Raw genomic sequence first — 14625 nt, 5'->3', positions numbered from 1 at the left:
TTCTGTAGTGTGTCAGTCTTATAAAGAAACTATATCAAAAAGAAAAGAGATTAGAAAGCGAAAAGTGGATCATGGGTTTCATAACCCCATGGGTGCCTTTCGCAGAAAGGCGGATTATAAATATGAATAATCCCAAAAATAACATTGCGGAAAATTTACGATATCTGCGAAACAAGAATTGTTTGTCTCAGGAGGAAGTTGCCGAGAGAGTCGGCGTTACACGCCAGGCCGTTGCGAAGTGGGAAAGAGGAGATTCTTTGCCGGATATAATCAACTGTGAAGAACTGGCTGGTTTATTTGAAGTATCCTTAAACGATCTGGTGCGTTATGACCCTGAACAGGCGGGGGTTCCTATAGGACCTAAAAACAAATACATCTTTGGCACCGTGACCATAGGAGAAAGGGGACAGATTGTATTGCCCAAAAAGGCACGGGACACATTAAAGTTTCATCCTGGCGATACGCTGGTGGTGCTGGGCGACAGCAACCCGGCAAGTGCCGGAATTGCATTAGTAGACAGTAATGCCTTTCTGCGTATGAACAACATGGCTATTGACAGCTTTTTTAAGGAGGATAAAAGTTGAACGTATTATCAGTACAAGGGCTAACAAAACATTATCCGGGTTTTACATTAAATAATATTACGTTTTCACTGCCAAAGGGAAGGGTCATGGGTCTGATCGGCAGTAACGGTGCAGGAAAAACTACAACTTTAAAATCCTTGTTAAATCTGGTGCACCCGGACAGCGGGATGATCGAAATGTTTGGCAAAAACTTTCTGGAAAATGAAGAGAACTGCAAGCAAAATATCGGAGTAGTTCTGGGAGAAATTGACTTCTATGATCAAAAGAAGCTGGATACAGTCACGGCTGTCACGAAGCGCTTTTATCCAGATTGGGATGGGAAAGCCTATCAAAAATACATGGAGATGTTTGAGCTGAACCCACAAAAACGGGTAAAAGACCTGTCCACAGGTATGAGGGTTAAATATATGTTAGCACTCGCATTGTCCCACAACGCAAAATTACTTATTTTGGATGAGCCGACCAGCGGACTTGACCCGGTATCCCGTGACGATTTGCTGGGATTGTTCCGGCAGCTTGTGAGGGACGGGGAGAGAAGCATCCTTTTTTCTACCCATATTACATCGGATTTGGAGAAATGTGCCGATGATATCACTTATATTAAAGCCGGAGAGCTGCTAAAAAGTGCTGAGAAATCTGCATTTATAAGATATTTTAATTATCTGAAAAAACCGGATGAAAAGGCCGGATTGTCTTTAGAAGAAATTATGATACGCACAGAAAGGAGGAACTATGATGTTTGATCTTCTCTATAAGGAGCTGCAGCTGGCCGCACACCCTAATCTATATATTTTCACATTGCTCGGTGTTCTGGTGATTGTTCCGGCATATCCCTATGGCATGGTGTTTCTGTTTAGCTGCATTGGGGTATATATTACCTTCATGTACGGTCGTGAAACAAACGATATTTATTACACAGCACTGCTGCCGGTAAAAAAGAGAGATACGGTCAAAGCAAAATGTATACTCATAGTCTTGGCACAGATGACACAACTGCTCATATCTCTTCCCTTTGCCATATTGCGCACGTATATTTTACCAGAAGGCAATCCTGCAGGCATTGAGGCAAATGTGGCTTACTATGGTTTTGGCCTGATGATCTATACTATTTTCAATGTAATCTTCCTAACACAGTTTTTTAAAACAGCCTACAAAGCGGGAAAGGCATTTCTGCTTGCACTTATACCGGCAGCCCTGGCAGCAGTGTTCATGGAAGTAGTTGTTCATTTTCCGGAATTTACCTGGCTCGACAGTGTTGAACCGAAAAGCATGTTACGGCAGCTGCCTATACTGGCTCTGGGTGCAGCGGTGTATATAATTGGAATAAATATTGCATACCGGGTTTCTGCGAAGCATTTTGAACAAGTAGACTTATAGAAAATTTTTTGTTTATTCCGGGACCTACACAAAAGAATAACTTGACGTATGTGCAGCCGGTACGGTAAATTTAAGTAAAGATTACCGAAAAGACAGGAGGAGAACAGAGAGTATGCAGTTTACTACAATTGAAGAAAATGGCACAAAAGTTGCCCTTGTTACCGGCGGTGAAAAGATAATTACAGACACGCAGTCTGCGCTGGATCTGCTGGCAACGGTAAATTATGAAACAGGAGCAGATAGAATCGTAATCAACAAAAAAAATGTAGAAGATACATTTTTTGTTCTGAGTACAGGACTTGCCGGTGAAATTTTACAGAAATTCGTCAGCTATCATACGAAGGTCGCTATATATGGCGATTACTCCAAATATACAAGCAAGCCCCTGAAGGACTTTATTTATGAATCAAACAGAGGAAATGACGTCTTTTTTGTGCCAACAAAAGAGGAAGCTGTAGAGAAACTGGTAAACGCCCGATCATGATTTGATTTGCAAGTTGGAGGTAATTAAGAGTGAAAAAAGAAATATATCTGGCAGGCGGCTGCTTCTGGGGCACAGAAAAATATCTGGAAAACATTCCAGGTATCCTGGCTACCGAGGTTGGGTATGCCAACGGCAACACGGAAAATCCGACTTATGAGGAAGTTTGCAGTAATAACACCGGTTTTGCCGAGGCTGTAAAAGTGGAATACGAGGACAGCAAAATAGGGCTCCCGTTTATTTTGGAGCTTTATTACGATGTCATTAATCCGGTCAGCATAAACCGCCAGGGAGGCGATGCCGGCACGCAGTACAGAACGGGAATTTACTTCACAGATGCCGAAGACGAGGCAGTGATTTTAACTTCCATAGACAAGCTTCAAAGAAACTATCAGGAAAAAATCGCTGTGGAGGTAAAACCGCTTTTCAATTATTACAAGGCAGAAGAATACCACCAGAAATACCTGGATAAAAATCCCGGAGGATACTGTCACATTGGAGGTGCCAAATTTGAAAAGGCTCAAAGGGCAGTGGATCCAAGCAGGAAATATGCAAAAAGGACAGTAGATGAGTTAAAAGAAAACTTAAACGAGGTGCAATTTAATGTAACTCAGAATAGTGCAACAGAGCCTCCGTATCAAAATGAATATTTTGATACATTTGAAGAAGGAATTTATGTTGATATCACCACAGGTGAGCCTCTGTTTTTATCAGACGATAAATTTGAATCAGGATGTGGGTGGCCCAGCTTTTCCAGACCGATCACCTCTGAATTAATCACAAATATCAAAGACCGAAGCCATGGTATGGTGCGGACAGAGGTGAGAAGCAGTCATGGAGATGCACATCTTGGGCATGTATTTGAGGACGGTCCCGCTGAACAGGGTGGGCTGCGATATTGCATTAACAGTGCTGCTTTAAAATTTATCCCCAAAGAAAAAATGGAAGAAGGGGGTTATGGCGAGTACCTGAGCCTGCTTCGGAAAGAGAGATAATAGATATGCAATATGTGGCTTTCTTTAGAGGGATTAACGTTGGAGGAAAAAACATTGTCAAAATGGCTGCTTTAAGGCAGCTTTTTCTCAATTTGGGGTTTCATAAAGTCAGGACTTATATTCAGAGCGGCAATGTGGTTTTTGAATCTGATCTGGATGGGATCTCTCTTCTGGATATGATTTATGCCGGTTTTGCTGAACATTTTGGCTTTCAGTGTGATGTAATGATGCGAAATATAGATGAGATACGTTTTCTCATTGACCAGCTCTCGATCACACCGACTGAGAAGGCCGCAGCGGAAATGGCTGATCCTAATGTAGAACATCTTTATGTTTATTTCCTGAATAACCCGCCGGAGCAATCACAGGTTGATGCTGCCTGCAGGAAATACGAGGAAGAAGATATACTGCGGAAAGGAACAAAAGAATTATATTTCCTGTGCCGCCAAAGTGTACGTAACTCGAAGCTGGCTGCGGCAATAGCAAAAAACTTCGGCACAGCTACAGCACGAAACTGGAAAACGGTCTGCAGGCTATATGATATGCTGGAGACCCTGTGAGGAGAGATTTAAAAATGAATATCATCATAAGACAGGAAACTAAAGATGACTATAAAATTACGGAAACAGTGGTAGAAAAAGCCTTCGGGAATGAAAAGCACAGTAATCACAGCGAGCAATTTTTAGTGGCTGAATTAAGAAAAGGAAATGTGTTCATACCAGAACTTAGCATTGTTGCTGAAGTTGATAGAAAGATTGTAGGACATGCAATGTTTACAAAGCTGCTTATTAAAAATGGGGACAAAAATTATGCGTCATTAGCGCTGGCCCCTGTCTCAGTTTTACCAGGTTTTCAAAATCAAGGCATTGGCAGTAAAATGATTTTATATGGCTTAAATTTGTCAAAAGAATTAGGCTTTAAGTCAGTCATTGTTCTTGGACATGAAAAATATTATCCGCGGTTTGGATTTAAGCCTGCAAGTAAATGGGGGATAAAAGCGCCGTATGATGTACCGAATGAAGCATTTATGGCAGTGGAACTTGAAAAAGACGCATTGGATAATGTTGCAGGAACTGTGGTTTACGGCAAGGAATTTTCTGAATAATAAAGTGAGATCTTTGAAAATGGCTGAAATTTGGTTGCAATCTGTGATAATAGAACGTATAATAAAATCTAGCAAGACAATGAAAAAGATAAAATTATGGTTTTGCTTAAGTATGTTATTTACAGCCATAAGAGGTGTACATCAGAAGAAAGGAAGTGTTATGCATGTCTAATGTTGAATTTTATCGTTGTGAACGTTGTGGTAATTTGGTTGCTCTACTTAAAAAGGGTGGCGGAGAAATGGTTTGCTGCGGGCAGCCCATGACTAATTTATCTGCTAACTCCACAGATGCAGCTCAGGAAAAACATGTACCAAAGATTACAAAAAACGAGGATGATAAGATAAAAGTTTCCGTGGGATCCACGCTTCATCCTATGACACCGGAACATTATATTGAGTGGATTGCCCTTGCAACGGACGATAAGGTAGAGGTAAGATACCTTAAGCCGGGTGATCAGCCGACTGTGAAATTTGATGATGTAAAGCAAGGATGCATTTATGCATACTGTAATATACATGGATTGTGGAAAACTGATCTGGAATACATCATTCCAAATGAGGCGGCATGTTCGGCAGAATTCCCGGAAGGGTGCGTATTTATATAAGAGGATGAAAAACAGTTTGATGGTGACATTGAACATTGTCGTGATGGAAAGCTAGCAAGGTAAGAGTGGTGAGATGAATTTTTGCCATACCACCTTATTGTTTCCAGCGAATTTTATTTTAATTCTCCTACTATTAAAGGTAGCGAGTGTTAAACAAGGTTATTTAGCATTTTTATATTGCCAAATAACCCTGTTTGATTTGAAAACAGCGTTTCAAATATACATATTACCCTTTCAATCCACAGAGTGATGTTATCTCTGACTTCTGTACATTATCATACAATTAAATATATTTCAATAATTTTTATCCTTGGAATTTATCCTGGTATAGACATTTTATAATTTTGGTAAAATGTATAATTGTAAAATTAAAAATAATAGTTGATATATATATAAGTTAGTGCTATATTTTATATAAATCATAAAGCTTTTTGAGAAGAACTAAAAGAAAAGATTAAATCAATCCGTTATGGTAATTGTTCATGGGAGAAAACTCATTTCTGTTTCCCTCTATTTTATATCCGTCACACTCTAAATAGGAATATTTAAAGATAAATCTTATTAAATGAGTTTTCTCTCCTAAGCAGTTACCTCATTATGAAGTTATTAAAACACATAAGATGGAGGCGCTTTATTATGGATGATTCATATATAGCACATTTTGTCGAAGAAGACAATGACTTTATACGAATTCAATCAGTTTCAGCTCACAACTTTAATGTGGCCACTCTGGCTATGTCTAGTTCACCCTTGTTAAATTTATCTTCTCTTGCCTGGATCTGTGGTATCCTCCACGATGCGGGCAAATATAGAGAAGGCTTTCAGAATTATATAAAACGGGCAATAAATCATGAAATTGTGCGCAAAGGAGAAGAAGACCATTCCTCTGCAGGTGGATATATCATTAATCAGATTTTTCCGAAAACCAATCTCTCTCAAATGGTTCAGCTGGCTATATACTCTCATCATGGTTTAAACGATTGTGTTTCCTTAAGTAAAGGTACAATTTTTATAGAAGAACGGCTCAATAAGAAAGAAAACACTGAAAATGTAGAGGCTGTATATTATCAATTTGTTGATGAAAATCTATTGCGAAATAAATGTGAGGAAGCAAAATGTAATTTAATAGAAATCCTAGATAGAATAAAGAACTTTATGCTCAAGAATAACAAGAAAGGGAATTTATATGGAAATAGGGATTTTTATCTTGGTATGTATGAAAGAACTTTATTATCCCTACTGATTGACGCCGATAGAACTGATACAGCATGCTTTATGCAGAATAAGGCATTGCCTATACCAAAAACAGATGAAGATATACAAAAAGTGTGGAGTAAAAGCATTGTACATTTAGAGGAATATCTGAAAGGTTTTAAAACGACCTCCAGGTTGGACAAGTATCGCAAGGAAATTTCCCATAGGTGTATGGAGGCCGGAAAAAGTGCAGGGAGACTTTATCGTCTGACAGTACCTACAGGGGCAGGAAAGACACTCAGCAGTTTGAGATTTGCACTATATCATGCAAAAAAATATCACAAAAGACATATTATTTACGTGGCACCCTATCAGAGCATTATAGACCAAAATGCGGAAGAAATTAGAAAGGCAGTAGGAGACTCCAACATTGTTCTTGAGCACCATTGCAATATTATACATGAAGAGGAAGAAGAGCGGAAGCAATATGAAATGCTGACGGAAAATTGGAGTTCGCCGATTATTGTTACTACAGCAGTGCAGTTTCTAAATACTTTATTTGCCAGAGGAAATGGGAACATTAGAAGAATGTACAGTATCCTTAACAGCGTTATTATATTTGATGAAGTTCAGGCGCTTCCTGTAAGAATTATGAAAATGTATAACCTAGCTGTAAATTTCTTATCTGAGTTGGGAAATTCATCAGTTGTTCTTTGTTCTGCAACTCAGCCTCTATTTGATAAGCTGGATGAGAACAGGATGCTGTCCCCTATAGACATGGCAGGAGCTCCCGGAGAGTATTCTGATGTATTTAGAAGAATTTCTATTATTGATGCCACGGACAAATCTAACACAGGATTTTCTACAGAAGATTTGCGGGATTTTGTGTGGGAAAGAAATGAGCAAGCCTCTCAGATTCTTGTAGTTGTTAATACAAAACGTTGTGCGGAAAAGATATACAAAGAATTAAAAACACAGTGTAAGGAAACAGATTGCCTATTATTTCATTTAAGTACAAATATGTGCGCAGAGAATAGGAAAGAGATATTAGATGAAATAAGTGAGAGCCTTAAAGCAGAGAAAAGACTGATTTGTATCAGCACTCAATTAATCGAGGCTGGGGTGGATATTTCGTTTGATTGTGTGATACGGTCCTTGGCGGGGCTTGACAGTATTATACAGGCAGCCGGGCGATGCAACAGAAATGGAAAATCAGATATGGGATATGTGTATATCGTGCAGATGTCCGCAGAGGCGGAAAATGTGGACAAGCTTGTAGACATTCGTAAGGCGCAGGGAAGTATGCGAAAGGTACTTTACCAGTTCAAAATGTTTCCTGAAAATTTTGAAAATGATTTGGTATCGGAAAAAGCAATTAAATTATATTATGAGCTTTACCTGAGAGAAAGGATTCCGGAGATGGAGTATTTAGAATCTGTGAATGGGCTCCCTGTTACTTTGCTGGACTTACTTTCTTCTAATAGAAAAATATGGAATGATTGTACGAAGATAGAGCAGGAACGGAGAAAAAAATTTGTTTTGAGACAGGCTTTTAAGACGGCAGGTGATTTATTTGAGGTGATTCCTGAAGACGGGAAAATAGATATTGTTGTGAGGTATAATAATGAGGCGGGCAGACAGATTGATATATTGGAAAGCAGATATTCTACAATATCGGAAAGGAAGCAGGCCCTGCGGAAACTGCAGCCGTATACGGTGGGAATTTCAGAGCAAATGCGTCAGAAGCTTGGAAATGCTGTGAAGTCTATTTGTGAAGGAGCGATCCAAGTACTCAGTGAAAATTATTACAGCAAAGAAACCGGTGTTTCCGAAGAACCAGAGGGAATGGAATTTATGAACTATTAAGAAAGAGGTGGAAAAATTGAAGTATCGAAACACAGTAGAGTTTCAAGTAGAAGGGAGGCTTGCACTATTTTCTGACCCGGTAACTAGGGTCGGGGGAGAGAAATGTTCTTATCATGTGCCAACTTATGAAGCTCTGAAAGGTATCCTTCAGAGCATTTACTGGAAACCAACAATTATTTGGGTAATTGATTCAGTGAGGGTAATGAATCCTATCCAGACAGAAACAAAAGGAATACGGCCTATTAATTATAATGGGGGTAATGACTTGGCCTATTATACTTATCTGAAGGATGTAAGCTATCAGGTGAGAGCACATTTTGAATGGAATGAAAACAGAACCAAACTTTCAGAGGATCGTAATGAGAACAAACATCATAATATTGCAAAACGTATGATAGAAAGAGGGGGGAGAAGAGATATTTTTCTCGGAACAAGGGAATGCCAGGGGTATGTAACTCCTTGCGAATTCGGAAAAGAGGAAGGATATTATGACAGTCAGGAGGGGGAAATCGCTTACGGATTCATGTATCATGGAATTACGTATGCTGATGAGGCAGTGTTACCGGAAGATTTAGGGATGATGACAGTGCGGTTTTGGTATCCAGTTATGACAAAGGGAATCATAGAGTATATCCGCCCAGAAGAATGTAGAAAAAAAAGACATATCAGGGAGATGACAATAAAGCCTTTTGGAGAGGATAATTTTACAGGACTGCAGGAATTTGATGGGGAGGAGGCAGAGAGAGTGTGAACTGGATTACGGAATTGTGTGACTTGTATGATAAGAATGCAGCCCGGGTCGGAAAAGTAGAATATATGACTCGCAAAAGTAAGAAAGGTGATGAACATATCCCTCTTGTTCTTTTACCGGTGTTTCATACAACGGTGGCCTCACAAATTACAGTGGATATTGATGAAAAGGGAAACTTTTTAGGTGCGGAAAAGGTGTCAAACGAAGATAAATTGACCATCATACCTGTTACAGAAACGTCAGGAAGCCGGACAGCAGGAATTGAGGCCCATCCATTGTGCGATAATTTGAAATATCTTGCAGGGGATTATATGGAGTACAGTAATAGTGATAAAAAAGATTTTTCTAAGAATCATCAGTTATACATGGAAGGTCTCAAAGCTTGGCACTTGTCGGAATATACACATAAAAAAGTGAATGCAATTTATCTGTACCTGAGCAAAGGGTGCCTTATAGCTGACTTAGTTCAGCATGGAATATTAATTTTAGGGCAGGATAACAAGTTGGCAGAGAAGGAAAAGATACAGGGTGTTAATCAGGCTGACGCATTTGTAAGGTTTGGAGTTATAGGAGAAATAAATGTAAATCAGGATAATCTAAATGATGCATCAGGAAGCTCATGGTCTGAATGCTGGCTGGATAGGACGCTGCAGGAAAGTTATATTCAGTATTGTCGTTCTGTTTTAATTGAAGTTGATATATGTTATCTTACTGGCGATAAAGTACCAGTGTCATATCTTCAGCCAAAGAAGATAAGAAATGAAGGGGATGGGGCGAAACTGATTTCTTCGAATGATGAGAGTAACTTTACCTTTAGAGGGCGGTTTGCAGATAAGACGGAAGCCTTTGCAATCGGATATGAGACCTCCCAGAAAGCTCATAATGCTCTGAAATGGATTATCAGACGGCAGGGATACAACTGGGACGGCTTATGTATTGTAATCTGGGAATCAGATATGAATAAAATACCAGAGTGGAGCGCAGATACAGATACAGTCTGTGACAAATATGAAAAAGAATTTGTTGAGGCGAATATCATTGAGGAGACAGGTCATTCAGACAATAGTGATGAAGGCTGGGGTGATGAAGAAGTTATCGAAGAAGTGAGCAAATATCGGGGAACAGGCGAAGGGGTAGCCTCCAGATTTCGGGCTGCCATGCAAGGCTACGGTAAAAATTTGTCTTCCGATTCAGAAGTCCAGTTACTTTCCTTTGACGCCGCAACTACAGGGCGGCTTGCTATGACAGAATATAAAAAGTTTGCATCCAATCGTTATATAGGCAATATTCAATATTGGCATGATAGCTGTGAATGGCTGCAGTCCAAGTATAAAGAAGGACATCACTACACTTACATTGGTATGGCGGGAATTAAAGATATCGCAGAAGCATTATATGGGACGGAACAAGGTGGTATACTTACGCTTAGCGGAAGATCCAGGATGTATGCGGAGGTCTGTAAAAGACTTTTGCCCTGCATTTCTGAGAGGGCAAAAATACCGGGAGACATGGTGAACCAAGCTGTTAGAAGAGCATCTTCTCCGGTATCCTTTGAAAATCGTTATAATTGGGAACGGGTATTATCAATTGCGTGCTCATTTGTAAAAAAGCAGAAACAAGAGAATGAAAGGGAGGTATGGAAATTGGAAAATGATGAATTAAGCGGAAACAGGGATTATTTGTATGGTATGCTCTTAGCAGTAGCAGATAGGATAGAATACCGTACATTTGACAGGGATGAAGATGGAAAGCGAGTGACGAATGCAAGAAGATGTATGAATGCATTTTCACAACATCCTTATCAGACTTGGAAAGTGCTGGAGGAGAAAATCCAGCCGTATCTCCAGAAATTAGAATTGCCGGAACGCAATGCCTATAATAAAATTTTGGATGAGATTTACAATCAGTTTGATGTGAAAGACTTTGCAGATAATGATAGATTAGAGGGATTATATTTATTGGGATATCATAGCCAGTCATACAAATTTAGATACAAAAAGGAAAATGAAGAGGGGGTAAAAGTCAATGACTAATTTAAAAGGGAAAATCGATTTTGCATTAATTGTTTCTGCGACAAACGCTAATCCAAATGGAGATCCACTGAATGGAAACCGCCCACGGGAAGATTATGAGGGCTATGGTGAAATATCTGATGTGTGTATAAAACGAAAGATCCGTAATCGTTTTCAAGATTTAGGACAGAAAATCTTTGTACAGTCTGACGACCGCACAGATGATGGGTATAGGAGCTTGAAGGAAAGAGCCGACGGATGTGAGGAATTGAACAATGAGATAAAGAAGAAGAAAAAAGCAAATCGTGAACTATGTAGTGAGATTGCATGTAGGGAGTGGCTGGACGTGCGTGCGTTTGGTCAGGTATTTGCATTTAAGGGAGAAGACGTCTCATTGGGGATAAGAGGACCAGTTTCTATACATCAGGCAGTCAGCCAGTCACCTGTGGACATTATCAGCATGCAGATTACGAAGAGTGTAAATAGTGAGGCCGGCAAGGACAGTAAGGCATCGGATACCATGGGAACGAAACATCGTATTGGCTTCGGAGTATACCTGATAAAGGGAAGCGTCAATGTTCAATTGGCAGAGAAGACAGGATTTTCTCAAGAGGATGCAGAGTTTTTGAAAGAGGCACTGAAAACTTTATTTGACAATGATGCATCATCCGCCAGGCCCGAAGGAAGCATGGAGGTATGTCGTCTGTACTGGTGGCAGCACGAAGAGAAAACACCTTCAGTGTCTACGGCAAAGGTTCATAGAAGCATTAAGATTGAACCATTAGAAGACAGACCAAAATCATTTTATGATTATTCAATTCAATTAGAAAAATTGGACTGCGTAGATCCAGAGGTGTATGATTTTGTATAATGAAGATGAGTATCTGCAATTATCTGGTATCCAGCATTTTGCATTTTGCCGCCGTCAGTGGGCACTTGCTTACATAGAATTGCAGTGGAGTGAAAATGTTCGTACTGTTGAGGGGAAGCTTTTACATGAAAAAGCACATGATGTGTCCAGTGCTGAGAAAAGGGGAGACCTAATTATTAGCCGTGCAATGCCAATATATTCTCGGGAACTGGGAATCAGTGGTGAATGTGATATTGTTGAATTCCACAAAACAGAAAAGGGGATTAATTTAACCGGAAGAGAAGGACACTTTGAGGTGGTTCCTATAGAATATAAACGAGGATCACCAAAACAAAATGATATTGATATTCTGCAGTTAACAGCCCAGGTACTTTGCCTGGAAGAGATGCTTTGCTGTCGGATTCCTTATGGTTATCTGTTCTATGGAGAAACCCGGCGTCGTAAGAAGGTTGAATTTGATTCTTCAATCAGACAAAAGACAAAGGATGTGTTTCAAGAGATGCATCAATATTATGAAAGAAGATACACTCCTAGAGTTAGACGAACAAAAGCATGTAATGCCTGCTCTTTGAAAGATATCTGCCTACCTGCTTTGGGGATAAATAAATCGGCGTCTGCTTATATCAGTAAAGTGTTATCGGAAGAGGAGAGTTGAAAAAATTATTAAATACGTTATATATAACTTCCACAAACCGATATTTATCTCTCGATGGTGAAAATGTGGTGATCTTGGAAGGACAGGAAGAAATAGGACGTGTGCCGTTGCACAATTTGGAGGGAATAGTTACCTTTGGCTATACTGGGGCAAGCCCGGCTCTCATGGGAGCTTGTGCACAAAGAAACATTGGTCTTACCTTTATGTCTGGGAATGGGCGATTTCTTGCTAGGATATCTGGAGAGGTCCGGGGGAATGTGACCCTGCGTAAGCAACAATACCAGATGAGTGAAAATAAAGAAAAAAGTATAGAAGTGGCTAGAAACTGCATTACAGGAAAGTTGTATAATTCCAGATGGATTTTGGAAAGAGCAGCAAGGGATTATCCTATGAGATTAGATACGAATAAAATAAAAGAAAAATCAGCATTTCTTGGGGAAAGACTAAAGGACGTGCGAACTTGCAAGGATTCGGGAAACCTTCTGGGAATTGAAGGCGAAGGAGCCTCTGTATATTTCTCGGTATTTGATGATCTGATCTTGCAGCAAAAGGACAAATTTCATTTTCAGGGACGTAACCGCAGGCCACCATTGGACAGTGTGAATGCAATGCTTTCTTTTGCCTATTCATTATTAGCTGGGATGTGTGCTTCAGCATTAGAAACGGTTGGCTTAGACCCATATGTAGGGTTCTTTCACACTGACAGACCGGGAAGAGTATCATTGGCTTTGGACATGATGGAGGAGCTCAGAGGGGTAATGGCAGATCGATTTGTTCTTACTATGATAAATAAAAGAATAATAGATGATAGTGGTTTTCTAAAAAAGGAGAGCGGAGCGGTAATCATGGATGATGATACCAGAAAAATATTCCTTGCCCAGTGGCAGAATAAGAAAAAAGAGACAATTACACATCCTTTTCTTGGGGAAAAAATAGAATGGGGTATTGTTCCACACGCTCAGGCAATGCTTCTGGCCAGACATATACGAGGCGATTTGGACGAATATCCTCCCTTTCTTTGGAAGTAGGTGATGAAGTGCTTGTGTTGATAACTTATGATGTGAATACAGAAACAGCTGCAGGGAAAAAGCGGCTCCGGAAAGTAGCAAAGCAATGTGTAAATTATGGACAGCGAGTTCAGAATTCAGTCTTTGAATGCAACTTGAATGCGTCCAAATGCCGACAGGTGAAAGCAATCTTGGAAGATATTATTGATAAGAATGTGGATAGTCTACGCCTTTATTATTTGGGGGATCACTATAAAACTAAAATCGAGCATATAGGAGTGAATCCAGGTTTTGACGTAACAGAGCCTCTTATATTTTAGTGCGAATAGGAAGTGCACATGAAAGAGCGGGGGATTCGCACTGAAAAATGAGCCACTTTCTTATATAAAACAATAAATATCGTATCAAAAAATATAGAACGAGTTAAAATATAGTGTGGTTTGCACATATCTATACGCAAGGAAAGTAGAGAATGTGTATAAAATTGCCGTCTTCCTCCGCTTGGAGGAAGTGGATTGAAACGTCATGGTGTTAAAAACTGGTGGCACTGTATTGCGTCTTCCTCCGCTTGGAGGAAGTGGATTGAAACTTATTGCGGAGGTGGTCTTTTAGACTCTCTTTCGTCTTCCTCCGCTTGGAGGAAGTGGATTGAAACCTGTTATATGGAAAACCATCCCTTAAACACGCCGCGTCTTCCTCCGCTTGGAGGAAGTGGATTGAAACGTCTGCGTAATAATAGTCCGTTCTGTCCGGCAGAAGTCTTCCTCCGCTTGGAGGAAGTGGATTGAAACAGATTATTACCCTCAGGCCAGCACAGTACTGTTAGTCTTCCTCCGCTTGGAGGAAGTGGATTGAAACGTTTTGCCGTGCGAAAATATGTACAGTACGGCGGGGTCTTCCTCCGCTTGGAGGAAGTGGATTGAAACATAACAACCTCTCCTAGTATGTACTGATAGCACCGTCTTCCTCCGCTTGGAGGAAGTGGATTGAAACATACCTCCCTATTTAGTCAAGTCTTTTTCCTTTAAAATAAAGGATTTTTTGTTATATATCTCAGGTGAATGAGCCATAGTAATGGATATTTTTCTATATCAAGTATGAAAATAGTGATGTTTGGGTACA

General features: G+C 39.9%; 14 protein-coding genes, 1 pseudogene and 1 CRISPR repeat array. All 15 genes and pseudogenes read left to right on the top strand.

Features of this window, described 5'->3' with window-relative positions; genetic code table 11:
• The first annotated feature begins 122 nt into the window (after window positions 1-122).
• The 15 genes and pseudogenes from BN3456_RS01465 (at window position 123) to cas2 (ending at window position 13823) form a co-directional block, all read left to right on the top strand.
• Complete coding sequence (locus BN3456_RS01465; RefSeq protein WP_089982270.1) at window positions 123-584, top strand: helix-turn-helix domain-containing protein; 462 nt, start codon at window positions 123-125, stop codon at window positions 582-584.
• Window positions 581-1327, top strand: coding sequence for an ABC transporter ATP-binding protein (locus BN3456_RS01460; protein ID WP_089982268.1), 747 nt, complete (start codon window positions 581-583; stop codon window positions 1325-1327). The genes BN3456_RS01465 and BN3456_RS01460 overlap by 4 nt, the downstream gene beginning before the upstream one ends.
• The gene (locus BN3456_RS01455) at window positions 1317-1961 is read left to right on the top strand and encodes an ABC-2 transporter permease (RefSeq protein WP_089982267.1); all 645 of its coding nucleotides are present in this window, start codon (window positions 1317-1319) and stop codon (window positions 1959-1961) included. Before BN3456_RS01460 ends, BN3456_RS01455 begins: the two co-directional genes overlap by 11 nt.
• A gap of 112 nt (window positions 1962-2073) precedes the next feature.
• Window positions 2074-2445: a DUF4180 domain-containing protein gene (locus tag BN3456_RS01450; protein WP_089982265.1), complete on the top strand. Its 372-nt coding sequence runs from the start codon at window positions 2074-2076 to the stop codon at window positions 2443-2445.
• Between the two features lie 29 nt (window positions 2446-2474).
• Window positions 2475-3437, top strand: a complete 963-nt coding sequence (gene msrB, locus BN3456_RS01445) for a peptide-methionine (R)-S-oxide reductase MsrB (protein WP_089982264.1) — start codon at window positions 2475-2477, stop codon at window positions 3435-3437.
• Between the two features lie 5 nt (window positions 3438-3442).
• Entirely contained in the window at window positions 3443-3997 is a 555-nt protein-coding gene (locus tag BN3456_RS01440) for a DUF1697 domain-containing protein (protein ID WP_089982263.1), read from the top strand.
• Between the two features lie 14 nt (window positions 3998-4011).
• Entirely contained in the window at window positions 4012-4542 is a 531-nt protein-coding gene (locus tag BN3456_RS01435) for a GNAT family N-acetyltransferase (protein WP_089982261.1), read from the top strand.
• A gap of 164 nt (window positions 4543-4706) precedes the next feature.
• Window positions 4707-5081 (top strand): annotated as a pseudogene (locus BN3456_RS01430) (desulfoferrodoxin family protein); the annotation flags it as partial.
• Window positions 5082-5783: 702 nt separating this feature from the next.
• Complete coding sequence (locus BN3456_RS01425) at window positions 5784-8207, top strand: CRISPR-associated helicase/endonuclease Cas3 (RefSeq protein ID WP_089982258.1); 2424 nt, start codon at window positions 5784-5786, stop codon at window positions 8205-8207.
• 16 nt (window positions 8208-8223) lie between these two features.
• A complete protein-coding gene (gene cas5c, locus BN3456_RS01420; protein WP_089982257.1) occupies window positions 8224-8958 on the top strand; it encodes a type I-C CRISPR-associated protein Cas5c in 735 nt (244 codons plus the stop codon).
• Window positions 8955-10991 carry a type I-C CRISPR-associated protein Cas8c/Csd1 gene (gene cas8c, locus BN3456_RS01415; RefSeq protein ID WP_089982255.1) on the top strand — a complete coding sequence of 679 codons (2037 nt, stop codon included), beginning with the start codon at window positions 8955-8957 and terminating at the stop codon, window positions 10989-10991. Before cas5c ends, cas8c begins: the two co-directional genes overlap by 4 nt.
• Window positions 10984-11841, top strand: a complete 858-nt coding sequence (cas7c, locus tag BN3456_RS01410) for a type I-C CRISPR-associated protein Cas7/Csd2 (protein WP_089982253.1) — start codon at window positions 10984-10986, stop codon at window positions 11839-11841. The genes cas8c and cas7c overlap by 8 nt, the downstream gene beginning before the upstream one ends.
• On the top strand, window positions 11828-12496 hold the full coding sequence (gene cas4, locus BN3456_RS01405; protein ID WP_089982252.1) for a CRISPR-associated protein Cas4: 669 nt from the start codon (window positions 11828-11830) through the stop codon (window positions 12494-12496). The genes cas7c and cas4 overlap by 14 nt, the downstream gene beginning before the upstream one ends.
• The gene (gene cas1c, locus BN3456_RS01400; RefSeq protein WP_089982250.1) at window positions 12493-13524 is read left to right on the top strand and encodes a type I-C CRISPR-associated endonuclease Cas1c; all 1032 of its coding nucleotides are present in this window, start codon (window positions 12493-12495) and stop codon (window positions 13522-13524) included. Before cas4 ends, cas1c begins: the two co-directional genes overlap by 4 nt.
• Window positions 13525-13532: 8 nt before the next feature.
• On the top strand, window positions 13533-13823 hold the full coding sequence (gene cas2, locus BN3456_RS01395; RefSeq protein WP_089982272.1) for a CRISPR-associated endonuclease Cas2: 291 nt from the start codon (window positions 13533-13535) through the stop codon (window positions 13821-13823).
• 169 nt (window positions 13824-13992) lie between these two features.
• Window positions 13993-14496: direct repeats of the CRISPR family, unit length 33 nt; unit sequence GTCTTCCTCCGCTTGGAGGAAGTGGATTGAAAC.
• Between the last annotated feature and the right edge of the window lie 129 nt (window positions 14497-14625).

It is taken from the genome of Clostridium sp. C105KSO13, assembly GCF_001517425.1.
GTDB lineage: Bacteria > Bacillota > Clostridia > Lachnospirales > Lachnospiraceae > Muricomes.
The sequence above is the reverse complement of the archived record's forward strand: the minus strand, read 5'-3'. Positions and strand labels throughout refer to the sequence as shown.

Bases quoted from the DNA above. Each gene is read 5' to 3' on its own strand.
- BN3456_RS01465 (WP_089982270.1), top strand. From the start codon at position 123: ATGAATAATCCCAAAAATAACATTGCGGAAAATTTACGATATCTGCGA.
- BN3456_RS01455 (WP_089982267.1), top strand. From the start codon at position 1,317: ATGATGTTTGATCTTCTCTATAAGGAGCTGCAGCTGGCCGCACACCCT.
- BN3456_RS01450 (WP_089982265.1), top strand. From the start codon at position 2,074: ATGCAGTTTACTACAATTGAAGAAAATGGCACAAAAGTTGCCCTTGTT.
- BN3456_RS01440 (WP_089982263.1), top strand. From the start codon at position 3,443: ATGCAATATGTGGCTTTCTTTAGAGGGATTAACGTTGGAGGAAAAAAC.
- BN3456_RS01435 (WP_089982261.1), top strand. From the start codon at position 4,012: ATGAATATCATCATAAGACAGGAAACTAAAGATGACTATAAAATTACG.
- BN3456_RS01425 (WP_089982258.1), top strand. From the start codon at position 5,784: ATGGATGATTCATATATAGCACATTTTGTCGAAGAAGACAATGACTTT.
- cas7c (WP_089982253.1), top strand. From the start codon at position 10,984: ATGACTAATTTAAAAGGGAAAATCGATTTTGCATTAATTGTTTCTGCG.
- cas4 (WP_089982252.1), top strand. From the start codon at position 11,828: ATGATTTTGTATAATGAAGATGAGTATCTGCAATTATCTGGTATCCAG.